This window comes from Pedobacter sp. WC2423 (assembly GCF_040822065.1).
Lineage (GTDB): Bacteria > Bacteroidota > Bacteroidia > Sphingobacteriales > Sphingobacteriaceae > Pedobacter.
In genome coordinates this window covers 5,193,935-5,217,548 of sequence record NZ_CP162005.1, presented here as the reverse complement: position 1 = coordinate 5,217,548, position 23,614 = coordinate 5,193,935, and the positions used below count along the sequence as shown (strand labels likewise).

Sequence of the window (23,614 nt, the reverse complement as noted above, 5' to 3'; positions counted from 1 at the left end):
CTATGTCACAAAGTCCTGCACATTTCAGAGATCAGCCTGGTACAATTACCGATGATGGGAAAAAGAGAAAGTGGATCTATCCTAAAATTATCAAAGGAAAGGTTTATCAGTACCGTGCTGCGGTCAGTTACTTTTTTCTGACGCTGCTGTTTTCTGCTCCGTTTCTAAAATTAAATGGAGAACAGCTGATTTTACTGAATGTACTGGAAAGGAAGTTTGTCTTCTTTGGAATAATTTTCTGGCCACAGGATTTTTATCTCTTTGTACTGGCCTTATTGATATTCATCATAGGTGTGGTGTTGTTTACGGTAGTTTTTGGCAGGGTCTTCTGCGGATGGGCCTGCCCACAAACTATCTTCCTGGAAATGGTTTTCCGAAAAATTGAAAACTGGATAGAGGGTGATCACCTGAGACAAAGGAAACTGGACGAAGGGCCGTTGAACTTTGACAAATTCTGGAAGAAAACGACTAAACATGGCGTCTTTCTGGCGATCTCTTTTCTGATTGCCAATATTTTTCTTTCTTACCTGATCAGCACAGAGGTGTTGTGGAAAATAATAACGGAACCTGTCTCGCTGCATATCTCCGGATTTATTGCGATCTGTATATTTACGATGGCTTTTTATCTCGTTTTTTCAAGAATGAGGGAACTGGTTTGTACGGTAGCTTGCCCTTATGGCCGTCTGCAAGGGGTATTGTTAGACAATCAGAGTATTATTGTCGCTTATGATTATCAACGTGGTGAGCCCCGTGGAAAAAGGGTTAAAGAGGTAGAACAGCCAGAGGGAGATTGCATCGACTGTAAGTTATGTGTACAGGTTTGCCCTACGGGCATAGATATCAGGAATGGTACCCAAATGGAATGTGTGAACTGTACGGCCTGTATTGATGCCTGTGATATGGTGATGGAGAAAATTGATCGTCCGCTGCGTTTAATAGGGTTTAAGTCTGAAGATGAGATTGCAACTAAAAAACCTTTTCACCTTAATAAACGCATTTATGGTTATGCCGGAGTTTTATTTATGCTGATGGCCGTGCTGGCTTATTTACTGATCAGCCGCAGCGATGTGGAAACGACGATCCTCAGAGCAAGCGGAACATTATATCAGCTTCGGGAAAAAGATAAAACGGTCAGTAACCTGTACAATTCAGAGCTGATGAATAAAACGACCCGTCCAATAAAATTTGAGATTGTTCCCGATAACAAGGAAGCTAAATTACAATATATCCAAAAGGAGAATGTGGTCAAACCAGGAGAAACTATCAAGCTTACTTTTTTTGTAATCTTTCCGCAAAAATCTATTCAGAAATATAAAACAGCTATCGGTTTTAAAGTGATGTCTGCACATCAGGTTGCCGGACAGTTTAAGACCACATTTATTGCACCTGCTAACGAATAAATTATGAATTGGGGAATAAAAGTATTGCTCGGCATGGGCACTTTCATGAGTTTCATCATCGTACTGGTTGTCATCATGTTTAATAGTAAAACGGATGCGCTGGTAGACAATGATTATTATGAGAAAGGGATTAATTATGACAAGGTCTATAAGCTGAAAGAACAAGTAAATATTGATCATGCGAAACCAGAAATAGTGGTGAGCAGAGAAACAATCAGCCTGGTTTTTAAGGAACAGGCCAAAGGGAATTTACGCCTGATGCGTACTTCGGACAAAAGACTGGACAGGGCAATGCCTTTTGAAACAGACCAGAACAGAAAGGTATTGATTCCTGCACAACATTTACCAAAAGGATCATGGCGGTTAATCGTGGAATGGGAAAGTCAGTCTGAAAAATATCTCATCGAACAGGAAATTAATATCAAATGAGTGATCAGTATTTAGCATTTCTGATAGGTTTGATGGGCAGCGTACATTGTTTAGGTATGTGCGGCCCACTGGCTTTTGCAGTCCCCACCTTAAAAAAAGGCTGGGGATTCCTCGTGCTGGATAAATTAAGTTATCAGGGCGGAAGAATTATCTCCTATTGTATTTTAGGAGCCGTAATCGGACTGATTGGCCGCCAGATCTGGCTGGCAGGTGCGCAGCAATATATCAGTATTTTAAGCGGTATATTGATTTTGATTGCCGCAGCTTCAAGGCTATTTAATTTCTCTGCCGGAAGGATGAATGGGAAGTTGCTTCAGCCCTTTAACCAGTTATTTGGTTATGCAGTAAAGCATAAAGCGAATCACCTGATCATTGGCATCGTAAATGGTTTTCTGCCTTGTGGTTTAGTCTACCTGGCTTTGACCGGGGCATTAAATACAGGGGGTGTGAATACAGCTGTTGAATATATGTTCTGGTATGGAATGGGGACTGTTCCTTTGATGTTTATCGCCGGAATAAGTGCTGGTTTTACTTCGGCACTTTTCAGAAGAAAGCTGAATCAAATGATTCCTTACTTGATGGTTATGCTGGGCATCTGGTTTATCCTCCGGGGAATGGAATTGAATATCCCCTATTTGAGCCCGGCCGGAGCCGGAACTGCTATCTGTAACTGATCCGGATTTAATAGTATTACCCTGCCATACTAAATAACTGGGTCTGTGGCTGATTAGCATAAAGCCTTGAATCCAGTGCCATACAGATATTCCTTAAGAATCTTTTACCCAATACGGTTACTTTTAACTCAGTACCGCTGATCATCACCAGACCATCATCAGCAATTAACGCCATCCTTTCCAGGCCTTTACTGAAACCTGCACTCTGTTCCCCTGATTTAGCCCATGAGGTCTCCCCTTTGCACATCAGGTTTAAAATATGTCTTCTGATCACCAGGTCTTCCTGATCCAGGATATGGCCTTTAAAAACAGGTATTTTCCCTTCATTAACCAAGCTTATATAATCTTCTACCTTTTTCACATTCTGCGCAAAAGCAGTCCAGCTATCACTGATAGAAGAAACGCCTAATCCGATCATCAGTTTACTATACTGATGAGTGTAGCCCATAAAATTACGGTGTAGCTTCCCTTCTTTTTCAGCCTGATACAGGCTATCGGTCGCCAGGGTAAAGTGATCCATTCCGATCTCCACATAGCCACCTGCTTTCAGCATTTCGCGTCCTAATTCATATAATTCCTGTTTTAATTCAGCCGCAGGAAGATCCATTTCTGTATATCTGCGCTGTCCGGGTCTTACCCAGGGTACATGTGCATAACTGTAAAAAGCGATTCTGTCCGGACGTAAGGTCAATACCGAAGAAATAGTATCAGATAACCCTTCCATATTTTGTAAAGGAAGACCGTAAATCAAATCATAATTGATAGAATGGTAACCTGCATCCCTGGCTTGCTGTGTAACTAAAGCGACCTCTTCAACGCTTTGTATTCTGTTAATTGCAAGCTGCACTTTAGGATCAAAATCCTGAATACCTAAACTCAAACGCCCAAAACCCAATTGATAAAGTATATCTAAATGTGCCTGGGTTGTATTGCCTGGATGCCCTTCAAAACTGAATTCTGCATCTTCATGGATAACCGACTGATTAAGGATTCCGTCAATCAGCAGTTCCAGGTTTTCAGGACTAAAGAATGTAGGTGTTCCTCCTCCTAAATGCAATTCCCGGATCACAGGTTTACTATCAAATAATTTCTGATATAACTTCCATTCTTTCAGGACGGTTTCGATATAAGGATTTTCCACTTTGTGGTTGCGTGTAATACGGGTATTACATCCGCAATAGGTACACAAACTTTCACAAAAAGGCAAATGGATATATACGCTGATTCCATCCTGTTGATTACTGTGTGTGAATGACTTGCGCACTGCATAAGCCCATTTTTCCTGATCAAATCCTTCGGTGTCCCAATAAGGAACGGTAGGATAACTGGTATAACGGGGCGCGGCAACATGGTATTTTGCAATCAGTGTTTTAATGCTCATGATCCGGTGTTTTAGGGTGAACCTGATCACAGGCTTTTGAACAAACACAAGCAGCGCCTAAACAACGGTTCTGCTGCCATTTATCAAGGTTTAAGATAGTCTCTCTGGCTAAAGCAAGGGAGAGCTCATCAGTGGTATCTGCCATTAAAGAAACTGCCGGTACATTTGCAATTTTAATATTGCGCAGGGCAGCCGTTTCCTGGTTGATATGCTGGGTAGAGGTAGACCGGGTTGCGATATACTTTACGCCCAGATCAGCCAGGCTATTGATTACGGCTTCAGAAACCACATCATCTGTGAAAACAATAACAGCTTCTTTTCCTGCTGCATAGCTCACTGTATCCGGGCTTAGTGAATTGGATATTAACGTAATATCGTGTTTCTTGTGGTTGGCTATTGCCAGTGGCTCTTTTTCAAAAGATTTAATACTATAGGCTACTACTCTCATTCGGATCGATTTGTTAATGAGCAAAATTAACCCGAAAACAAGTGGCAGAGAATGAGGTTAGTCAGCCATAAATATGATCTGGATCAGTTTTTCATCTGCTGAAGTTTTGTCTGATCGAGGATTCCGATCTGACTGCCTTTTCTTTCTATAATGCCTTCATCTTTGAAATCACTTAGAATACGGCTGACCGTTTCAGTAGCCATTCCTGCCATTGCCGCAAGGTTATCTCTGGAGATCTTAAGGTTAATCTGGCCTTCTTGTTTTTCTAGTTTACACAGGCGCAATAATACCTCTGCCATCCTTTTACGAACAGAATGATAGGCTAATTGCAGCAACTGTTCTTCTTTATCCAGCAGGTTATTGGAAAGAATGTGAATAAACTGTCTGCCAACGTCAGGATAGCGGTTCAGCAGCTCTTCGAGCATTTCTTTTGGAAGCTGGCATATCGTTGTATCTTCCAAAGCTTCAGCAGTCTCGGCATAAGGTTCATTTAAAAGCAAAGCAGGGATACCGAAATATTCATCAGCACCATACATTCCTGTTAAAAGTTCTCTTCCGTCTTCAGTAAGTTTAATGGTTTTCACCTTTCCACTCAAAACCAGGTAGATCCCTGAAACGGTATCTCCTTCGTAATAAATAATCTGCTTCTTTTTAATGGTGCGGACTTTACGGTCCTGCATCAGTTTATCAAGTTCTTTCACTCCCTGGCTGGAGGAAACCAGTGTATTTAATTTATCAATTGACTTGCTGTAATAAAGTTCTTGTTTTTCTCTTTTGCTAAACCTGCTTTCTATTGCATTCAGCAGTTCTACATCATCGAAAGGTTTCACCAGGTAATCATCTGCCCCCATTTCCATCCCTTTACGCATATCCATTCTTTCGGCTTTTGCGGTTAAGAAAATAAACGGAGTAGCTGCGGTTTCCGGACTTTTATTCAGGAGATAAAGTACACCGTAACCGTCCAGTTCAGGCATCATAATATCGCAAAGAATCAGGTCTGGTAAATGACTATGCGCCATTTCTACTCCTGTTTTTCCATTATCTGCCTGGAAAACCTCGTAATCGGCCAATTCTAGTATTTCCGCTGTGCTTTCTCTGATATCATCATTGTCTTCAATAATTAATATCTTTTGTTTCTTATTTTCCATCCTGCTTGAATTCTGCCTGTTTATTGAAAGATAGGGTGAATTTAGTTCCTTCGTTAATTTTACTTTCAAATTGTACCTCACCATTCATCAAGCCCACATACCGCAGTACAATATTAAGGCCCAGGCCTGTACCCGGAATATTCCCTGTATTATGTGCTCTGAAAAATGGCTGGAATAAATGTCTTTGATCGGTATCGGGAATACCAATACCGTTGTCTTTCAAGGTAACCAGGTACTGATGTTCATTGATTTCAGTGTTAAACTCAATAAAAGTATTTTCCCCGGAATATTTGATTGCATTATTGATCAGATTGATCATGCAATTTTTCAACAGGTTCTGATCGAGTAAAACCATACTCTCCAGTCCTGTATGCTGATAAATAATATGCTGGTCCTGTTTGGCAATCATCTGCATCTCTTCGGTAATTTCTTCTGATAATTTAACCAGATCAAAGGGCTGAAATGCAGGCTCTACTCTTCCGGCTTCCAGTTTTTCCAGAGAGAGGAAATCGTTGAGGATTGTAGTCAGGTTACCGACTGCATTCTTTATTTTATGTACGTGTTTCTCAATATTTGCATTCTGAAATGGCTGTGCGTACTTTTCAATAAGAGAAGCAGAAAGCTGTACTGAACTTAGTGGAGTACGGAATTCATGGGATGCCATCGAGACAAACCTGCTTTTCATCTGGTTCAGCTCTTTTTCTTTTTCAAGCGACAAACTGACCTCTTCTTTAGCTTCTCTTAAAGCAGTTACTGTTTTTTTCAATGATTTAGTCCGCTCCTCTACCAGGTTTTCCAGTTCGGCCGCATAATCCTGTAAGCGTTCTTCTGCTTCTTTTTCTTTGGACAGATCATGGATGAATCCAGTATATATTTTACGGTTTTCATATTGAACTTCACTCACGGCAAGTCTGAAAGGAAAGGTAGTACCATCTTTCCGCAATCCTTTAACTTCTCTCCCTTTGCCAATGATATGTTTTTCACCCGTATTATGGTAATTGGCCAGGTAGCCATCATGCCTGGCTTTGTCCGGTTCAGGCATGAGTTTAGAGATGTTCTGTCCGATTACTTCGTCAATGGTATAGCCAAAAAGTTTAAGTGCCGCAGGGTTAAGGCTTTCTATTTTCCCTCTCTCATCAATGGTAATAATTCCATCAATAGCTGTTTCAATAATCGCCTCTAATAACCTTGCTTTTTCCATAATCGATTTTTACAAATATAGAAAATCTATTAACAGGCCAGTATTCAGAGGCCAGCAACTGTAATTAAAAGGATCGCTGCATGGATCAACAGGCTCAGGTAAAATACACCGATGGTTACCCTGGTACTTGCACTACTCATATTTGCCACAATGTTTGCAAAGAAGATCAGCATGCTGACTGCTAAACATGGGATCACATAACCGTCCAGAGAATAAACCAGTACAAAAGTTAATGGAACAAGGATCGTAGCATGTAAAACAATTGAGACTAAAAACCAGCCTAAGTGATTAGGTTTCTGGCTATCAGCAAAGTTTAGATATTTAGACCACAGACTGATGGATGGGGCGGTATTTAAGGTTAAAGTTGCCATAATATGTTGTTTTTCTTACTACAAATATCTGCGCATCTGCCGGGTCTATCTATGATTTCTGTCATGCTGGGTACAGGTATAAATCATAAAAAATAATGATACATGTCATATTTTATACCCGGATTTCTCCGCTATTTTGCCGTCCTACAGATAAAATAGAATTGCATGAACCACACTTTTCATATACCCGTTTTAGGATTAGGTTACTCCATTGACACTCCTTTAAAAGTAGCTAAATATGGTATTTCTTCAGTCCTTTCTATCGTTGACGATGAATTGACAGAGCGAATGAGAAAGTTTCATTCCGAAGCAAATAAACTTGATTATGTCCTGATCAAAAAAGAAGAAGAAGACGGGCGTGCAAGAAGGGTTACGGCCTACCTTGATTTGATTGGCAAATTGGTTGAACAGCAGTTTGAAACCTTAAGAGCTGAACCTTTTAACGAAGGTGCAACTATACATACTTATTTTGAACTTCTTCCGGAGAATTCTATACTAAAAAGTCAGTATCTGGAAATGCTTCAACTGGAAGAAGGTCTGGTGAAAGTAAGTTTACAAGCTCACCTGCGGCAGCAAATGAAAGCCGGAAATATTGATGTAAATATCATGTCTAAGGTGGATAAAGCTAATTATACAGTTAACCAGGAAAATCTGGGCAACGATTATACAGACGCACTGGCAGCGATGCGTGGTTTTGGAAACAGTACTTTATCTTCTGCTGTGGTCATTTCGGCGGGACTAAATCCAAGGCTCTATACTTATATGGAGAATTGCATCGATTTTTACCCGGATGCAAACGGCAGAATTAAAAAGAAGATCATCCTGAAGGTTAGTGATTTCAGGTCAGCGCTTATACAAGCGAAAATGCTGGCCAAAAAAGGATTATGGGTAACGGAATTCAGAGTAGAATCCGGATTGAATTGCGGCGGTCATGCTTTTGCGACCGAAGGTTTACTGCTGGGCCCAATATTAGAAGAATTTAAACAAAAGCGGAATGAGCTGCGCGAAGAGTTAACGGCCATTTATCAGGCAGCCTTATTGACCAGAGGGATTTCACTGGCCGGAACTCCGGTATTAAAATTTACTGCTCAGGGAGGAATTGGTACGGCAGGAGAAAATGATTTCCTGCTTAATTATTATCAATTGGATGCTACAGGCTGGGGAAGCCCGTTTCTACTGGTTCCGGAAGCGACTAATGTTGATGCGCAGACTTTGGAGGCTTTAGCGAATGCACAGCAGGATGATTTCTATGTTAGCAATTCTTCACCGCTGGGGGTATTGTTCAACAATTTCAAAAACAGTACTATTGAAGAGCAGCGTTTACAACGGATAGCCAAAGGAAGACCGGGCAGTCCATGTACCAAAAAATTCCTTTCTACAAATACTGAATTTACTGAATTACCTATTTGTACTGCTTCCAGAGAATATCAGCGACTGAAGATTAAACAGTTAGAAGCGACAGAACCGGATCCTGTACTTTTTACAGAGAAATTTGAAGCGATCACAGAAAAAATATGTTTGTGTGAAGGATTGTGTGCTTCTGCTTATTTGAAAAATGACCTGTTAAAGCCAAGGGAGAATAAAGCAGTGAGTATTTGTCCGGGTCCTAATCTTGCTTATTTTTCTAAACAATATACATTGAAAGAAATGATCAGTCATATTTACGGAAGGGAAGCCATTACTTTTAAGTTTAACCGTCCGAATTTATTTATCAATGAGTTGCATTTATATGTTGATTATCTAAAGAAAGATCTGACTGCGCAACTGCATGATCTGAATGCGAAAAAGACTAAATATTTTGAGAAGTTCAGAGCAGAGTTATTTAAAGGAATTAATTATTACAGGGAGCTGATTCCAGAGCTAAAGCTTCAGACAGATATAGCTACACAAGAATTGCATCAGCAGCTACAGAAGGCAGAAGAAAAGTTAAAATTAATTACACAGGTACTTGACCCTGTCAGCGTTCAGGGCTAAGAATAAAGGGCATTTTGTTACAACAAAATGCCCTTTTAATTTTGGCTGTCTCCATCCTGCGAACGCAAAGATTTAAACAAAGTAATTATTTCATCTTCGCCTGAATAGCTTTTGCTTTTTCATAATGGCCGGTAATAATTGGCAGCATCTTTTTAGCAAAATCACTTACTTCTTTTGAAGTGGAAACTGCAGCACCTTTAAATAAGGTAATGGTTTTATCATGATCGGTTACCATCATATCAATATAGTGATGATCAAAGGCAGTGCCTGTCATTGTTTTCATCATATCCATATGTGCTTTATCTTCTGCTGGAAATGCTGAAGGCAAAATAATCTTATCTTTTTCTGCTATTGCTTTAAGTTCTGCATTTGCTTTAGCATGGTCTTTAACCATTTCTTCTGCAAAAGCTTTCACCTCAGGATTGGTTGATTTTTGAGCAATCTTACCTAAATCAACTTCCATCATTCCGCCAAGAGCAGCTTTTTCCATAAAGGTTGCTACATCTCCGTCAACTTTGGATTGATTGGTTGGATCTGAAGGTGTGGCACCACTCATTTTTGAGTCCATTTTCGAACTGTCTGATTTGCTGGAATCCATGGCAGTAGAATCTCCTTTATTGCCACGGTTCTCCGGACTTGTACAAGCCTGAATAGAACAGGCACCAATAACTAACAAGCCAAATAAACTTAATCGGTTCATAATCGTATTATTAAAATAAGTTTTGTTTATCCAATTAACAATTATAACTGGAAAAGGTTTCTATTATAAATCAAAACATAACTGTAATTTCGCATAAACAAAACTTATGCTAATGAACCCGACATGATTAAAATAATTATTAAACCCGCAGGGCAATAATTATTTTAATCATCAAAGGCTCCATCTAACAGAAAAAAAACAAATACATAAATAAGATGAACACAATACTCAAAACAACACTTTTAGTTGCACTGGCTATCAGCTTAAATGCAGACCTGAAAGCACAGGGAATCAGTATTCCCCAACCAAGTTCCGGCCAGACCTTAATACAGGATTTCGGCCTTGGAAAAATAACAGTTAAATATTCCCGCCCAAATACTAAAGGGCGTAAAGTATTCGGAGAACTTGAACCTTATGGATCAGTTTGGCGTACTGGTGCAAACGGCGCAACAACAATTACTTTCACTGATAACGTGACTTTAGAAGGTCAGGCAGTACCTGCGGGTGATTATGCTTTATTTACTATTCCGGGTAAAACTGAATGGACAGTAATTCTAAACAAAAACACCAAACAATGGGGCGCTTATGACTATAAAGAATCAGAAGATTTTTTAAGGTTCAAAGTTAAACCAGGCACTGCAAGAGATAGAGCAGAAACATTTACGATCGGTTTTACTGATGTGTTGCCAACAAAAGCTGTGATGCAATTAGCCTGGGAAAATGTTGTAGTACCTATCCATATGACGACAGATATTGATGCCAAAGTAATGGCAAGTATTGACGAGGCGATGAAAGGTGATAAGAAACCATACTTCCAGTCAGCTATTTACTATCTGGAAAATGGAAAAGACCTGAACAAAGCAATGGAATGGATGAATGCAGCGGATACAGCTGATGGTGGCAAAAGTCCATGGGTAAAACTTTGGAAAGGCCGTGTTCAACTTAAAATGGGCGATAAGAAAGGTGCAGCGGAAAGTGCAGCAGCTGGTATTAAAATAGCAACCGAAATTAAAAACCCTGAATACATACGTTTAAACACTGCTTTATTGGCTGACGCGAAGAAATAGTCTTAAAAACACTTCCTTTAAAAAGGGTATCTTAATTCAAATTAAGATACCTTTTTTTTGTTTGTTCACTCCTACAGGTTTAACGACAATGGACAAACTGAGCAAAGGTTCTATATTTTATGCAGACTTCCTCTTCACTAGTTTCCAATTTTTCCTGATGACCAGCTGAAACAATAAAGAGAACAATACCACCAGCAAACAGCCAATCACATTCAGCCATAAATAAGCAACTACTTTCTGATAACCACAAATGCAAACCACAGCTTCAGTTGCAATAGCAGCGTAAAATACAGCTCTGCCATTGACATGTTTTAAATAGAAAGCCACTAAGAATACCCCAAGGATAGTCCCATAAATATAAGAACCCAGGATATTGACAGCTTCAATCAGATTCCCTATTTTACTGGCATATAAAGCCATTGCAATACAAACCAGCCCCCAGATAACGGTTGACCATCTTGATGCTTTCAAGTAATTTTCTTCGGTCGCATTCTTATTGATTAATCTTTTATAGATATCAATTACACTGGTAGAAGCCAGTGAATTCAGCGCACTTGCAGTAGACCCCATAGAAGCCAGAAAAATAATTGCAATAAGCAGACCTATCAGACCCTTAGGCAGATATTTGGTCACAAAGCTTAGAAAGATATAATTGTTATCATTAACATCGGCACCGGGATCATTTTGCAGCATCAGGTCTGTGACCTGCTTACGCACAACTTTGGTTTGTTCATCCGCCTTCTTCAATGCAATTCTTTGCTGATCAATTACAGGTTTATTCTGCTGATCTAAAGCAGCATCCAATTTATTAACCTCTGTCTGTTTCTCTTCAAAGGCTTTTTCATAATCCTTTTTCAGCTGATTCAACTGTGGATTATATTTGCTTTTCTCCAGTTTATTCAGCTCAAAACTATTAAAGAATACTGGCGGCTTATTATACTGATAAAAAGTAAAAACCAATACCCCGATCAAAAGTATCAGAAACTGCATGGGTATTTTCACCATTCCGTTCATGAGTAACCCAAGCCGGCTTTCACTCACCGATGCACCAGTTAAATACCGGCCCACCTGGCTTTGATCCGTTCCAAAGTAAGATAGCTGAAGGAAAAAACCACCTATTAATCCACTCCAGACCGTATAAGGATTATTCCAGTCAAACTTAAAATCAATTGCATTGGTTCTGCCCATCTTTCCGGCGATACTGATAGCTTTACCAAATCCGATGTTTCCAGGAAGTAAATGAACAACCATAATTCCGGCAGCAAATAAGCCGCAGAAGATAATACTCATTTGCAGCATTTGTGTATAGGAAACAGCTTTTGTACCTCCATAAACAGTATAGGCGACTACAATACCACCAATGACTAAAGTAGTATAGGTCGTATTGATATCCAGAATAGTAGACAGGATAATAGAAGGTGCATAGATGGTAATCCCTGTAGACAGCCCTCTTTGTATTAAAAAAAGAAAAGCAGTCAATGCCCTGGTATTTAAATCAAAACGCTGTTCCAGATATTCGTAAGCTGTATAAACTTTTAGCCGGTGAAATATCGGGACAAAGGTTACACATAATACAATCATGGCCAGCGGCAAACCAAAGTAAAATTGTACAAAGCTCATTCCCGAAGAATAAGCCAGTCCCGGAGCAGACAAAAAGGTAATTGCACTCGCCTGGGTAGCCATCACCGACAGGCATACACTGTACCATGGCAGTGACCGGTTCCCCAATAAATATCCATCAATGTCTTTTGCACCCCTGCTCTTGTAAACGCCATAAGCGACAATTGCAATCAGTGTACAACATAAAACTGCCCAGTCAATATAACTCATTCAAAATATCGGGTAAATAGGTAAAAGCACAGGATCAGGAAAACCAGCCAGCCTGCCAGCAAACAGTAAAATTGTTTCCAGCTTTTCACAAAAGGTGGCAGTTCAGTGCTGCGTTTTTCAGTTTTCATTACTGTGCTGTATTTTTTGAAATCAGGTTCACAAATAATCTGTATGCCCCGGGAACACCGGCGGGCAACTCTCTGAAAAAGGCCAGTGAAGTATAAACAAATTTACCTTTTCCATAATCAGTGACGAGCAATGAACCATTGCTTGCTTGTTCTCCGGTATCATTCATCTGTAAAACCGGGGTATAATGTGCATCAATACCGGTGGCAAAATATAAGCCGCGTTCCTGAATCCAGCCGTCAAAATCTTTCGCTGTAATTTGATTAGGGAAGTTTAATACCGGATGAGCTGGTTGCAAAAAAGTAACTTTTGCATCTTCTTCGGTGACCCTGTCACGGCTAAGCTGGAAAGGATAAGGCCCCAGCTCTGTAATTTTCAGCGGCGCATTCACATTGTACTGAACCAGTAAAACACCACCATCTTTAACATAACGCATTAGCTTTGGCTGCATGAGTGCTATTTTCTCATTGATGTTATATAAACGTACACCAGTAATAATCGCATCATAACCAGAAAGGTTACCGTTCATGACCTGGCTTTCAGTAAGCATGGTAACCTGGTAGCCAATTTGTGTGAGTGATTCCGGAATTAAATCTCCGGCCCCTGCGATATAACCTATCCTTTTACCGGCAAATTTCAAATCAACTCTTTCCACACGGGCTTCTGCTACAGGAAATAATGTCTGTACCGGGATATGATCATATCCGATCACCTTCAGCCCCTTTTGATAGGTTTCTCCATCTACCTTTACGGATAAAGAGAGCTGCCCATCAGACACCTGACCAGCAGGTGTAACCGTGAATTCAACATTTTGCTCCTCTGCTTTTCCATGAATTTCAAAATCAACCTTTTCCGGAGTAATCTTCCATCCCGAAGGAACAGCTGGCTGAAGAACACCTTTGGCATTTGCTTCAAAACTCTTTAGCTGTACAGTAATTGTTTTAGGAGAATTATTGGTAAAGACAAAAGAATGTTCGGCCAGCGTAGCAGTAACAGGAGGTGCAACCACTAAAGGCTGATAGAGTTCTCCTTTTACCGGATCTGTATGTTTGTAAACCAGTGGCCGCGTAACTTCAATGAATTGATTACCAAATAGTACTTTGAAAACCCCGGCAGCAGGAACTACGGCTTCTGGTAAACTCAGATTTTTCAGAGAATCAATGATATAACTACCTATAGGATGTTTTTTCTCCAGCCAGTAAGGCTGCGTCAAGCCGATTTGACGCGCTGAGATTTTAAATTCTCTCGTTAGCATATGGTCGGGTATCAATTCTGCTGTATAATGCGGATTTAATTCCTGTAAAGAGATCGTGATCGGGGAATACTTTCTTACTCTTGATATGGCATTGATAGTTACAGGGATTGAATCATTAATCGCATAAGATGGCTCTGGAACCGTAGTTTCTATCCAGATACCAGCACAGGCTAAAATCAGTTCATCCAGCTGTTTATGTTTAAAAGGCAGATCTCTGACTTCTTCTTTCAACTGCAATAACGCATTGATAGATTTTGAAGGATCAGCAGCATCATAGTCACCAATTAGTCTGTTGAGTATTTGCTGCGCTTTTTCTGTCCCTTTATTTCTGTCGAGATCCAGGTTTACCCCATCAAACAGATCCGTTTTGGCTGCCTGCCCACCTACCGGGCTGAAAAATTCAATAGCTGAACCACGCTGTTTTGCAGATCCGAAACCTTGACTTTTATGATTAGAACGGCTTTCGGCTGCAATTTCACCATAACCTTTTCCCAATAAAGGATTATAAACGCCAACATCGATTTTCAGCTGATCATCGGCTGTAGTATTAGTAGACCCAAAATTAAAGGTATTCCATAAAATACGTTTTGTCTGCCAGACTTTAACTTGTTTTAACTGTTCAGGAAAACGTTTAGGATCTGCGGCAGCAATGAAAGCTTCTCTGGCAAGAATTGCAGAAGCTGCATGATGTCCATGACCTGCACGCGCATCTTCCGGGAAACGCGTAATAATCACATCTGGCTGAAACTTGCGAATCACCCAGACCACATCCGAAAGGATCTGTTCTTTATTCCATATTTTAAAGCTTTCTGCTGAATTTTTAGAGAAACCGAAGTCGTTTGCCCGGGTAAAAAACTGTTCTGCACCGTCCATCCGTCTTGCGGCCAGGAGTTCCTGTGTACGAATCAATCCTAATAATTCTCCTTGTTCGGTGCCAATCAGATTTTGTCCGCCATCACCCCTGGTCAATGACAAGTAACCTGTCCGTACTTTTCTCTCTTTAGCGAGATAAGCCAATAGCCGGGTATTTTCATCATCAGGGTGCGCAGCAATATATAATACACTTCCAGTAACGTTTAAACTGGCTAATCCCTGCCTGATTTCCGCAGCATTCAATTCAACTTGCTGGGCTTTCCCAAAAAATGGGGCATAGGATAGTAAACAAAGAAAAAACAGACGATTCCGCATAACAGGGTTAGATCAATTGTCGAAAATAATTAAAATAACCCTGTCTATTGGTTTATTTGAAAATAAATATTGGTAACAATGTTGTCAAATTATAGCAGGATTTTACTGCTCACTTCTTTATCAATGCTGATAAAACCAGGATATTTCACTAAAACCCCTCCTACCATAATACCAGGTCTGATTTTAAGTGTCACCAATCCTTTTCTTTCTGAACCGCCACTGGCACCGCCACGCAAAAATTCTGAGATTTCAGACATCACTTTCTGGTTAGAAATAAACTGATAAACATTCACGTTCAAATCTACAGGTACAACTACAGACTGACCTGCGGGAATACTTACCTGCTGATTCACAAAACCGTTAGCCAGTTCCTGTTTATTAATCAGCACTTTATATTCAAACTGATTGATTGCAGCAAGATTACCTGATGGATTGGAAATTTCCATATTTAATCTTGCACGGAAAGGTACATCTCTTCTAAGCAGTCCAAATGCCAACCCTGGCAAGCTCGCCAGATTGATATCCTGACCATTCATTATTTTTTTTACATCTGCCCCGGCCACTGAAAGGTTCTCAGCCGAAACGATTTTGTATCTACAATTTTCAAGTGCTTTGATTTGCTGTGCCTGTTTATTCACGCCACATCCCATCACTGTCATTACCGTCAGGCAAATCAATACTATCTTCTTCATATATATTTATTTAATATTCTACTAATAACGGTTTAAACGGGAATTATTGTCCAGCTAGTAACCTCTTCTTGATCTGGCAGACTTCTGGCTGATCAGGCTGTCTATGCTCAATCTTCCGCCACCGGCAAATAATAATACAATGTAAGTCAGCAGATAATGAATAGCCAGTTCTTTTTCACTCAGTCCTTCATTACCATGGGCAACAAAAATAGCGATCAGCATAGTGACCATTAATGGCAAAACAGCTAAGCGTACGGCCAGTCCCAGAAGAATCAATACAGAGCAGATTACTTCTGCAAAAACAGCTAAAGCTAAAGTTGCAGTATCACCAAGGCCAATAGGGTCCATAAATTTAATTTCACCACCAGCAAGCAGCATTTCCAGTTTAGGTACTCCGTGAGAAAGCATCAGGCCCGCGATACTAATCCTTAAGATCAGTAAAACAATATCAAGTCCTCTGTGATTGTAATTGGTGTTAAATAGTCTGATCATCGGTCTGTATGAGTTTAATTTAAGCGTAAACTTAATATTTTTCTATGAATCAACAACAATCCTGCCGCTTCTTATAGTGCCAGAGATCTACAGAACCCGCTAATTGCATCTTTTAAAATCATCTTTTTAAAAGATGCGGTTTTACCACTGTTTTCAATCATCTGGATAGAAACAAGGCCATGCAGGATTGACCAGTAGCCATGGTATTTCAGGAAATAATCTGCTTCTTCATTCTTGTTCTGGATTAAAGCCTCCCGTATAGTAGAAACCAGAATACTGGTCATTTCTTTGATTTCTGTAATCTGATTGACCATTTCACAAGCTGGAATGCCCAGACCAAACATCAATTGATAGTATTCTTTATTTTCAAAAGCAAAATCCCAATAGGCAATCGCCATCACTTCGAGCTGATCTGCGGGTAAAGTCACCGAATTTTTCGCTTCTTGTAAAGCTAAAGCCAATTTCTGATAGCCTTCTTTGGAGAATTCAAGCAATATGGCTTCCTTATTTTCAAAGTGATTGTAGATAACCGGAATACTATATTCTATCGCGTCAGCGATCTTCCGGATAGAAAGTGATTGCCAGCCATCAGTTACAACCATATGCCATGCGGCTCCCAGAATTCCAGTACGGATTTCTTCTTTATGACGCATTTTGCGTTCCACGATTCCCATTTAATCTACCTAAGTTAACACTGTTAGCAAATATAAGCCTATTATCATATCATTCAGAAAGGACAGGGAATTTTGACTTAGCTGCAACAATCATATACTGATGACTATAGTCAATTGTCAGGAATAGATCAGAGCTCGTCAGAAAATCGATTTTTTAACATCAGCCTGAAAGTCAGATTAATCCTCGCCCCTACAACGAGCGTCGTTTTCGGTAAACGTTGTTCCCAAAACTCCTGTGTCTGGTTTTTCACGAGCAGGACACTGCCATGCTCCAGTTCTAAAGAGACTACAGGTACTTTTGCCTTATAATCTCTGAATTGAAAAATTCTTGTTGCCCCAAAACTTACCCTGACAATCACAGGGTATTCACCTAATGCATGCGCATTATCCCGGTGCCAGGCCATATAATCTTTCCCATCCCGATAATAATTCAGTAAACATTCATTGAATGAAGTCTCAAATTTCGCCTCGAGTTTCGCTTTAATATTCAACAATGGTACGGTCCAGTAGCTGGCTTTCAGTATTAATCCCCGATCATGATATTCCGCATGTTCATCGCCAAAAAAAGCCGTCAAATGAGGCTGCACTCTCTTTTTACCAAATTTGATAACGGATTCCTGTATCCAGGAAACATCACTCTTCAAATGATCAAAATAAGTATCACTTTCTTGTACAGTAAAGAAATCAGGGAATAGCACTGCCTCTCCATGTGATGGAAGGATGTTTTGGTGATCTGCGTCAATCAGTTGTTGCATACGATACGAATTGAGATACTTTGCAGGATCAGATAGCGTCTTTTATACTAAACAATTATACAGCTGATATTGTTGGGGAATACTAAAAATTATCGGCCAGTATGTTCTTTATAGGAGGCTACAAAAAGCACGCTGACCGACGGGTATAGCTTATCCTGTAAAAACAGGATAAGTGAATTTATTCATTAAATCAGAACAGAGATTAAGCTGTTTCTAATTTTACTATATTTCTGTAAGGAAAAGAATTGAAGATATGACGACGTGCAAATCTTCCTGGAGAATCTGCATTTACCAATTTCACATAAATTGCTTTTGGAACTTCAAAATACTCATATCCGCTTCCGTCAAGGAAATGAACTGTAAGTACCAGGCCAGCCCAGTTATAATCAGCAATACCACATGAAGTGATTGTACTTGTATATTCTTCAATTGAGCCAGCAAGTGTTTCAGGAGCAATGCTAACCAGGAAATGATAGGCTTCAATAATTTCTTTACTTTTTGTTTCAGCAGCTAATTTAGCTTCATCACTTTCTTGAAATTTATCAGGATGATATTCCTTCATTAAATTTCTGTAAATGGTTTTAAGCTCTTTCAGCTCGGCATCTTTTTGAACACCTAACAATTTTCTGTAATCGACAATCTTCTTCATAATATATTTAATGCAATTATTGTTCGCATTTAACAGGCTGAAATTCAGGATCAACCCATAATAATGACTAACAATTTTGCAAAGGTACAATTTTATATGGGAAAGAAAGATTAAGCTTTGATTATCATTAAATTAATAATCAAATTACTACACAGTGTGTAGCAATTTGATTAAAGGCGCCAAATAAAATTGTTATGAGCTTCAGTTAAAACTCTCCACAAGTGCAGAATTTCATACCCCCCTTAATCACTCAACATTTTAACCCCATTTTAATCCGGTTTTAACAAGACTTTAATTATCCCATTTTACTTTTGTTCAAACAAAACACACCATAAGCCTGTCCGGCCCATATTTATAAAACCCGGACAGACTTTAAATCACATCACTAACCAAAAGAATATGCTTCAGCACCCTATTTTAGCCGCATTGGGCACACCAGAAATCCTAGTTATCCTGGTTGTTGTGTTACTCCTTTTTGGAGGTAAAAAAATCCCTGAACTGATGAAAGGCCTGGGTCAGGGTGTTAAAGAGTTTAAAGATGGTCAAAAAGGGAATGAATGAGTTTGGATTTAGATAGTTACCTTTGTGGCTCAACCAACCCCGAGCAGCAAATGTTTAATATCGGATTAGCAGAAGATGATGTGAAAATAGCCAGCCTGGTTAAAACCGGACTGGAAGAGCATAATTATAATGTTACTACTATCCCTGATGGCATAATGGCCCTTTATACTTTTCAGGAAGAGCAATTCGATCTGCTGATTCTCGATGTCATGATGCCGGGCATGAACGGTATTGAAGTTTGCCGTCAGATCAGACAAACCAATAAAGATGTTCCGATCCTGATGTTAACCGCATTAGGTTCCATTGATGATAAAGTACTGGGACTTAATTCCGGTGCTGACGATTACCTGGTCAAGCCCTTCCACTTCAAAGAATTGCTGGCCCGTATTGAGGCGATGCTCAGAAGACAGCAAACTGTACAAAGCCAGCTTAAACACACCCTTGGTTTTGAAGATATCCTGATGGATACTTATTCCAAAACTGTTCAGCGCGCAGGTAAAGATATTACACTTACTGCGAAAGAATTCACGCTGCTTGAACTCTTCCTTAAAAACCCAAACCGCCTTTTATCCAGACAATATATCGCAGAGAATGCCTGGGATATTAGTTTTGATACCGGCACCAATGTGATTGATGTTTATGTAAACTTCCTGCGCAATAAGATCGAAAAAGGATTTGACAAGAAAATAATCCATACGAAAATCGGTATGGGCTATATCATGAAATAAACAATTCCATGAAGATCAAAGACCGTCTGGCTTTATATTTCACGCTGATCAGCACAGTTACACTACTATGTGTATTATCAGTTACCTATTTCACCTTCAAAAAGGTGATGGAGTCAGAATTTTTTGACCGCCTGACTGACCGGACTATGGTAACAGCCAAGCTTTACCTGGAAGCAGATGAAATTTCGGACGATGCTTTAAATAAAGTAAGAACACAATATCTGGAAAAACTGAACGGAGAAGTCATCCGTATTTACAATGAGCGTAACAGTGCCACTTTTATTGGTGATGACCAGCAATTCTGGAGCAGTCAGACTATTGACAGAGTAAGAGAATTAGGGAAAGTCCGTTTCAAAGAAGGAGAAAGACAGGTCGTTGGAATTTTCTATAAGGATAATCAGGGTGATTTTGTGATCCTTGCCTCTGCAGTAGATCAAAGTACAACGCTAAGAATCCATAAATTATTAAAAGTAATGATTGGCGTGTTCATCATTATCTTTCTTGGCTTGCTGCTTTCGGGCAGATGGATCGCCAAAAGAATATTAGCCCCGCTTGATGTATTCATTGGCCAGGTCAAATTAATCAAGTCGAATAACCTCCATTTCAGGGTAGCAGAAGGAACCAATAAAGATGAGATCACTTTACTGGCACAGAATTTCAACAACCTGATGGAGCATCTGGAACACTCTTTTATCCTGCAAAAGACATTTGTTGCCAACGCCTCTCACGAACTGCGTACCCCGGTTACCCGGATGATTATCGGAGCTGAAATTGCGCTTTCTAAAGACCGCCAGAAACAAGATTATGAAAAAGCACTGCACTCGGTACTGGAAGATGCTGAAAAATTAGAAAATATCATTACCGCTCTTTTTAATCTCGCACAGGCCGATCTGGAATATAGTTCTTCACTCGCCGAGAAAATCCGTATAGATGAACTGATCTGGCAATTGCAAGCAGAATGGAACAAGCGTAAAGGCCCAAACAAACTGCTGGTGGAAATGACAAATCTCCCGATGACAGACGATAGCCCTTTAATCCTTACGGCAAATTCTACCTTACTACAAATCGCACTCGACAATATCATCAGCAATGCATTCAAATTTTCAGATGACCAGCAAGTTAGCTGCCATCTGGATATCTCACCTGCCGGAATGACTTTGACTATCAGTGATCACGGTGCAGGCATAGCTCAAGATAAATTGAAAGAAATCTTCAAACCCTTTTACAGTTCTTCCCATAAAGTAGAACATGCAGGCAATGGAATGGGCTTATATATGGCACACAAAATCATCACACTTTTTAACGGAAAAATCACAGTAACGTCATCTAATGCTACTGGAACCACTTTCTGCATTGAATTTCATTCATTTTAATCAGTTTTTAATATCCCTTTAATTCACCTTTAATTTCATGAAATTAGATTTGTTTAAATATTTAAGCAAATGACCTCTAACTTCCTGAAAAATCAACTGTTAATCTTCGGCTTCGCCCTGCTAGGCTTCTCCGGAAATGCTGCAGCTCAGGCAACTGACACGCTCAAAATCAGTTTGCCCGAAGCAGAAAAGCTGTTTATACAGAACAATTATCAATTAATCGCCCAAAACTATCAGACAGATCAGGCCAGGGCAGAAATTATTACGGCCAAACTATTTGACAACCCGGAACTCAATGTAGAGACCCAGTTATATAACTCTAAAACTAAAAGATTCTTCGAAACTTCTAAAACAAACGGAGAATATCAGGCCTCTATTTCTCAACTGGTTAAACTTGCCGGAAAAAGGAATAAAAACATTCAGCTTGCTAAATCAGGCGTAAAATTAGCAGAATATCAATATTTCGATCTGATGCGCACACTAAGATTTAACCTGCGTTCTAATTTCTATAAAACTTATTTCGCGCAGCAATCTGCAAAGCTTTATCAACAACAAATCAGCTCTTTGCAAAAACTGCTTTCTGCATCAGAACAGCAATTGAAAATGGGAAATATCGCAATGAAAGATATTATCAGGATCAAATCACTGGTTTACAGCTTACAAACAGAATACAATAACCTGGAAAACAGTATTGAGGATATGGAAACAGACCTTAAACTGATGACCAACCTGAAACCAGATACAAATCTTCAACTGGTGATGGATCCTTCAGAAGAACAGGGCTATCAATTAGATAAAGCAGTTTATACCAACCTGCTGGATTCTGCCCGTACTAACCGTGCAGATTTGAAAATGACACAAACCGGAATTGATTACGCACAAAAAGCACTCAGCGTACAAAAAGCGAATGCTGTACCCGACGTACAATTCTCTTTAACCTATGATTTGCAAGGAAGTTACCCGAACAATTATACCGGATTAGGTATGCATATCCCACTTCCTTTATTTAACAGAAACCAGGGAGAGATTAAAAAAGCGAAAATTGCTATTGATGCTGGAAAAAACCAATTAAATCAGCAAGAATCTGCTTTACAAAATGAAGTTTTCAACAGCTATAAATCAGCTTTAAGAACGGAGAGCCTGTATAAAGGTTTCGATAAGAACTTTAGCACTGACTTTGATAAACTGATCGGCGAAGTGATTAAAAACTTCAAAAGCAGAAACCTGAGCCTGCTGGAATTCATGGACTTCTATGATTCCTATAAAGAAAGCACCCTGCAAATGAATGACCTGAAATATCAGCGAATGAATGCCAAGGAAGAAATCAATTATGTAACCGGTACTACAATTTTCAAATAATACAAACATGCAAACCCAAACCAAACAACTCAGCAGGCTGACTATTGGCGTAATTACCGCTTTCATATTTTTACAAAGCTGTACAGAACACGTTAAAGAACCGCCCAAAGATGAAAAATTCGCCCTTACTGATTCCCTGATCAACAGACTATTGATCGATACAGTTAGAAATCCGAATAGTGAAACCGACTTAAGCTTCTCTGCCAAGATAGCTCCGAATGAAGAAACGACAGCGAAAATATTTCCGATGGTGAGTGGAAATGTCCGTTCAGTTCCAGTTAAACTAGGTGACCGCGTAACTAAAGGACAAGTATTAGCCACTATGGGAAGTCCGGAAATGGCCGGATACGATAAAGAGGCGATCAGCTCTTCTGCCGAGTTGAGAAATGCAGCAAGAAGCATGAAACTTGCTGAAGACCTCTATAAAAGTGGCTTATCATCTGCCAGAGATCTGGAAGAAGCTAAAAATAATTACCTGGTTAAACAGGCAGAAGAGAAACGCAGTAAAGCAGTACTGAACCTGAATGGCGGAAGTGTCAATGGAACTTATACTTTGAAATCACCAATTTCCGGTTTTGTGATTGAGAAAAATGTGAATAGCAATATGCAGCTCAGACCTGACAATAGTCAGAGTTTGTTTACCGTAGCTGATTTATCTACTGTATGGGCACTGATTAATATCTATGAATCAGATATTGCCAGTATTAAAGAAGGTGATGAGGTAAAAATCGCCATCCTCTCCTACCCTGAAAAAGTTTTTACAGGTAAAATTGATAAAATTTATAATATCCTGGATGAAGACAGTAAAGTGATGCATGCCAGAGTAAGTATTCCGAATCCTGGTTATTTATTAAAACCAGGTATGATGGGAACGGTACAAATCGCCTCAAAATCTGATGTGAACTTGCCATCTATCAATGCGAACAACATCATTTTTGACGAGAATAAAAATTATGTCCTGGTACTGGATAAGGTAAAAAAAGTACGTATACAACAAGTAGAGATAGGGAGAAAATCGGGAGATAAGGCCTATATCAGTAAAGGACTACAACCAGGCGACCGTATTGTTGCCTCCAAACAGGTATTCCTTTATGAAAGCCTTAAAGACTAATTTTCTTACACCAGATAAAAATTCACTA

The 23,614-nt window shown here is 39.6% G+C and carries 23 protein-coding genes; 10 read left to right on the top strand and 13 right to left on the bottom strand.

Translation table 11 applies throughout. The features are described from left to right. Positions 1 to 2: 2 nt before the first annotated feature. From ccoG to AB3G38_RS21805, 3 genes are read left to right on the top strand one after another with little or no spacing between them, the layout of a single operon-like run. The gene (ccoG, locus tag AB3G38_RS21815) at positions 3 to 1,400 is read left to right on the top strand and encodes a cytochrome c oxidase accessory protein CcoG (RefSeq protein ID WP_367865819.1); all 1,398 of its coding nucleotides are present in this window, start codon (positions 3 to 5) and stop codon (positions 1,398 to 1,400) included. A gap of 3 nt (positions 1,401 to 1,403) precedes the next feature. Next, the gene (locus AB3G38_RS21810; protein ID WP_367865818.1) at positions 1,404 to 1,829 is read left to right on the top strand and encodes a FixH family protein; all 426 of its coding nucleotides are present in this window, start codon (positions 1,404 to 1,406) and stop codon (positions 1,827 to 1,829) included. Beyond that, positions 1,826 to 2,503: a sulfite exporter TauE/SafE family protein gene (locus AB3G38_RS21805; RefSeq protein ID WP_367865817.1), complete on the top strand. Its 678-nt coding sequence runs from the start codon at positions 1,826 to 1,828 to the stop codon at positions 2,501 to 2,503. The genes AB3G38_RS21810 and AB3G38_RS21805 overlap by 4 nt, the downstream gene beginning before the upstream one ends. Positions 2,504 to 2,519: 16 nt before the next feature. On the opposite strand, the gene hemN is transcribed toward AB3G38_RS21805, so the two are convergent. The 5 genes from hemN to AB3G38_RS21780 form a co-directional block, all read right to left on the bottom strand. Then, positions 2,520 to 3,884 carry an oxygen-independent coproporphyrinogen III oxidase gene (gene hemN / locus AB3G38_RS21800; RefSeq protein WP_367865816.1) on the bottom strand — a complete coding sequence of 455 codons (1,365 nt, stop codon included), beginning with the start codon at positions 3,882 to 3,884 and terminating at the stop codon, positions 2,520 to 2,522. Next, positions 3,874 to 4,332 (bottom strand): lactate dehydrogenase, encoded by a 459-nt coding sequence (locus AB3G38_RS21795; RefSeq protein ID WP_367865815.1) that lies wholly within the window; start codon positions 4,330 to 4,332, stop codon positions 3,874 to 3,876. The genes hemN and AB3G38_RS21795 overlap by 11 nt, the downstream gene beginning before the upstream one ends. An 83-nt stretch (positions 4,333 to 4,415) precedes the next feature. Further along, the gene (locus AB3G38_RS21790) at positions 4,416 to 5,480 is read right to left on the bottom strand and encodes a response regulator (protein ID WP_367865814.1); all 1,065 of its coding nucleotides are present in this window, start codon (positions 5,478 to 5,480) and stop codon (positions 4,416 to 4,418) included. Beyond that, positions 5,470 to 6,681, bottom strand: a complete 1,212-nt coding sequence (locus AB3G38_RS21785) for a PAS domain S-box protein (protein ID WP_367865813.1) — start codon at positions 6,679 to 6,681, stop codon at positions 5,470 to 5,472. The genes AB3G38_RS21790 and AB3G38_RS21785 overlap by 11 nt, the downstream gene beginning before the upstream one ends. Positions 6,682 to 6,725: 44 nt before the next feature. Continuing rightward, on the bottom strand, positions 6,726 to 7,052 hold the full coding sequence (locus AB3G38_RS21780; RefSeq protein WP_367865812.1) for a hypothetical protein: 327 nt from the start codon (positions 7,050 to 7,052) through the stop codon (positions 6,726 to 6,728). A 165-nt stretch (positions 7,053 to 7,217) separates the two neighbouring features. Here AB3G38_RS21780 and AB3G38_RS21775 point away from each other — a divergent pair, with 165 nt between their 5' ends. Continuing rightward, positions 7,218 to 9,026 carry a hypothetical protein gene (locus AB3G38_RS21775; RefSeq protein ID WP_367865811.1) on the top strand — a complete coding sequence of 603 codons (1,809 nt, stop codon included), beginning with the start codon at positions 7,218 to 7,220 and terminating at the stop codon, positions 9,024 to 9,026. 85 nt (positions 9,027 to 9,111) lie between these two features. Here the strand turns inward: AB3G38_RS21775 and AB3G38_RS21770 are convergent, their stop codons facing one another. Beyond that, complete coding sequence (locus AB3G38_RS21770) at positions 9,112 to 9,726, bottom strand: DUF4142 domain-containing protein (RefSeq protein ID WP_367865810.1); 615 nt, start codon at positions 9,724 to 9,726, stop codon at positions 9,112 to 9,114. Between the two features lie 215 nt (positions 9,727 to 9,941). Between AB3G38_RS21770 and AB3G38_RS21765 the strand changes: the two genes are divergently transcribed. After that, positions 9,942 to 10,793 carry a DUF2911 domain-containing protein gene (locus AB3G38_RS21765; protein WP_367865809.1) on the top strand — a complete coding sequence of 284 codons (852 nt, stop codon included), beginning with the start codon at positions 9,942 to 9,944 and terminating at the stop codon, positions 10,791 to 10,793. A gap of 117 nt (positions 10,794 to 10,910) precedes the next feature. Here AB3G38_RS21765 and AB3G38_RS21760 read toward each other — a convergent pair whose 3' ends face one another. From AB3G38_RS21760 to AB3G38_RS21730, 7 genes are all read right to left on the bottom strand, one after another. After that, positions 10,911 to 12,623, bottom strand: a complete 1,713-nt coding sequence (locus AB3G38_RS21760) for a sodium:solute symporter (RefSeq protein ID WP_367865808.1) — start codon at positions 12,621 to 12,623, stop codon at positions 10,911 to 10,913. A 127-nt stretch (positions 12,624 to 12,750) separates the two neighbouring features. Continuing rightward, entirely contained in the window at positions 12,751 to 15,192 is a 2,442-nt protein-coding gene (locus AB3G38_RS21755; protein ID WP_367865807.1) for a PIG-L family deacetylase, read from the bottom strand. A gap of 89 nt (positions 15,193 to 15,281) precedes the next feature. Next, positions 15,282 to 15,884 (bottom strand): hypothetical protein, encoded by a 603-nt coding sequence (locus tag AB3G38_RS21750; protein ID WP_367865806.1) that lies wholly within the window; start codon positions 15,882 to 15,884, stop codon positions 15,282 to 15,284. A gap of 54 nt (positions 15,885 to 15,938) precedes the next feature. Beyond that, positions 15,939 to 16,376, bottom strand: a complete 438-nt coding sequence (locus AB3G38_RS21745) for a DoxX family protein (RefSeq protein WP_367865805.1) — start codon at positions 16,374 to 16,376, stop codon at positions 15,939 to 15,941. A 71-nt stretch (positions 16,377 to 16,447) separates the two neighbouring features. Continuing rightward, on the bottom strand, positions 16,448 to 17,050 hold the full coding sequence (locus AB3G38_RS21740; protein ID WP_367865804.1) for a TetR/AcrR family transcriptional regulator: 603 nt from the start codon (positions 17,048 to 17,050) through the stop codon (positions 16,448 to 16,450). A 128-nt stretch (positions 17,051 to 17,178) separates the two neighbouring features. After that, the gene (locus AB3G38_RS21735; protein ID WP_367865803.1) at positions 17,179 to 17,805 is read right to left on the bottom strand and encodes an alpha-ketoglutarate-dependent dioxygenase AlkB; all 627 of its coding nucleotides are present in this window, start codon (positions 17,803 to 17,805) and stop codon (positions 17,179 to 17,181) included. A gap of 202 nt (positions 17,806 to 18,007) precedes the next feature. Next, the gene (locus tag AB3G38_RS21730) at positions 18,008 to 18,454 is read right to left on the bottom strand and encodes a KTSC domain-containing protein (RefSeq protein ID WP_068402759.1); all 447 of its coding nucleotides are present in this window, start codon (positions 18,452 to 18,454) and stop codon (positions 18,008 to 18,010) included. A gap of 399 nt (positions 18,455 to 18,853) precedes the next feature. Here AB3G38_RS21730 and tatA point away from each other — a divergent pair, with 399 nt between their 5' ends. The 5 genes from tatA to AB3G38_RS21705 all read left to right on the top strand — a co-directional run bounded on the left by tatA (position 18,854) and on the right by AB3G38_RS21705 (position 23,586). After that, complete coding sequence (gene tatA, locus AB3G38_RS21725) at positions 18,854 to 19,015, top strand: twin-arginine translocase TatA/TatE family subunit (RefSeq protein ID WP_111634333.1); 162 nt, start codon at positions 18,854 to 18,856, stop codon at positions 19,013 to 19,015. Then, entirely contained in the window at positions 19,012 to 19,743 is a 732-nt protein-coding gene (locus AB3G38_RS21720) for a response regulator transcription factor (RefSeq protein WP_367865802.1), read from the top strand. The genes tatA and AB3G38_RS21720 overlap by 4 nt, the downstream gene beginning before the upstream one ends. Before the next feature lie 8 nt (positions 19,744 to 19,751). Next, on the top strand, positions 19,752 to 21,116 hold the full coding sequence (locus AB3G38_RS21715; RefSeq protein WP_367865801.1) for a sensor histidine kinase: 1,365 nt from the start codon (positions 19,752 to 19,754) through the stop codon (positions 21,114 to 21,116). A gap of 69 nt (positions 21,117 to 21,185) precedes the next feature. Beyond that, positions 21,186 to 22,475: a TolC family protein gene (locus AB3G38_RS21710; RefSeq protein ID WP_367865800.1), complete on the top strand. Its 1,290-nt coding sequence runs from the start codon at positions 21,186 to 21,188 to the stop codon at positions 22,473 to 22,475. A gap of 7 nt (positions 22,476 to 22,482) precedes the next feature. Further along, entirely contained in the window at positions 22,483 to 23,586 is a 1,104-nt protein-coding gene (locus AB3G38_RS21705; RefSeq protein WP_367865799.1) for an efflux RND transporter periplasmic adaptor subunit, read from the top strand. Positions 23,587 to 23,614 lie beyond the last annotated feature (28 nt).

Bases quoted from the DNA above. Each gene is read 5' to 3' on its own strand.
- ccoG (WP_367865819.1), top strand. From the start codon at position 3: ATGTCACAAAGTCCTGCACATTTCAGAGATCAGCCTGGTACAATTACC.
- AB3G38_RS21810 (WP_367865818.1), top strand. From the start codon at position 1,404: ATGAATTGGGGAATAAAAGTATTGCTCGGCATGGGCACTTTCATGAGT.
- AB3G38_RS21805 (WP_367865817.1), top strand. From the start codon at position 1,826: ATGAGTGATCAGTATTTAGCATTTCTGATAGGTTTGATGGGCAGCGTA.
- hemN (WP_367865816.1), bottom strand. From the start codon at position 3,884: ATGAGCATTAAAACACTGATTGCAAAATACCATGTTGCCGCGCCCCGT.
- AB3G38_RS21795 (WP_367865815.1), bottom strand. From the start codon at position 4,332: ATGAGAGTAGTAGCCTATAGTATTAAATCTTTTGAAAAAGAGCCACTG.
- AB3G38_RS21790 (WP_367865814.1), bottom strand. From the start codon at position 5,480: ATGGAAAATAAGAAACAAAAGATATTAATTATTGAAGACAATGATGAT.
- AB3G38_RS21785 (WP_367865813.1), bottom strand. From the start codon at position 6,681: ATGGAAAAAGCAAGGTTATTAGAGGCGATTATTGAAACAGCTATTGAT.
- AB3G38_RS21780 (WP_367865812.1), bottom strand. From the start codon at position 7,052: ATGGCAACTTTAACCTTAAATACCGCCCCATCCATCAGTCTGTGGTCT.
- AB3G38_RS21775 (WP_367865811.1), top strand. From the start codon at position 7,218: ATGAACCACACTTTTCATATACCCGTTTTAGGATTAGGTTACTCCATT.
- AB3G38_RS21770 (WP_367865810.1), bottom strand. From the start codon at position 9,726: ATGAACCGATTAAGTTTATTTGGCTTGTTAGTTATTGGTGCCTGTTCT.
- AB3G38_RS21765 (WP_367865809.1), top strand. From the start codon at position 9,942: ATGAACACAATACTCAAAACAACACTTTTAGTTGCACTGGCTATCAGC.
- AB3G38_RS21760 (WP_367865808.1), bottom strand. From the start codon at position 12,623: ATGAGTTATATTGACTGGGCAGTTTTATGTTGTACACTGATTGCAATT.
- AB3G38_RS21755 (WP_367865807.1), bottom strand. From the start codon at position 15,192: ATGCGGAATCGTCTGTTTTTTCTTTGTTTACTATCCTATGCCCCATTT.
- AB3G38_RS21750 (WP_367865806.1), bottom strand. From the start codon at position 15,884: ATGAAGAAGATAGTATTGATTTGCCTGACGGTAATGACAGTGATGGGA.
- AB3G38_RS21745 (WP_367865805.1), bottom strand. From the start codon at position 16,376: ATGATCAGACTATTTAACACCAATTACAATCACAGAGGACTTGATATT.
- AB3G38_RS21740 (WP_367865804.1), bottom strand. From the start codon at position 17,050: ATGGGAATCGTGGAACGCAAAATGCGTCATAAAGAAGAAATCCGTACT.
- AB3G38_RS21735 (WP_367865803.1), bottom strand. From the start codon at position 17,805: ATGCAACAACTGATTGACGCAGATCACCAAAACATCCTTCCATCACAT.
- AB3G38_RS21730 (WP_068402759.1), bottom strand. From the start codon at position 18,454: ATGAAGAAGATTGTCGATTACAGAAAATTGTTAGGTGTTCAAAAAGAT.
- tatA (WP_111634333.1), top strand. From the start codon at position 18,854: ATGCTTCAGCACCCTATTTTAGCCGCATTGGGCACACCAGAAATCCTA.
- AB3G38_RS21720 (WP_367865802.1), top strand. From the start codon at position 19,012: ATGAGTTTGGATTTAGATAGTTACCTTTGTGGCTCAACCAACCCCGAG.
- AB3G38_RS21715 (WP_367865801.1), top strand. From the start codon at position 19,752: ATGAAGATCAAAGACCGTCTGGCTTTATATTTCACGCTGATCAGCACA.
- AB3G38_RS21710 (WP_367865800.1), top strand. From the start codon at position 21,186: ATGACCTCTAACTTCCTGAAAAATCAACTGTTAATCTTCGGCTTCGCC.
- AB3G38_RS21705 (WP_367865799.1), top strand. From the start codon at position 22,483: ATGCAAACCCAAACCAAACAACTCAGCAGGCTGACTATTGGCGTAATT.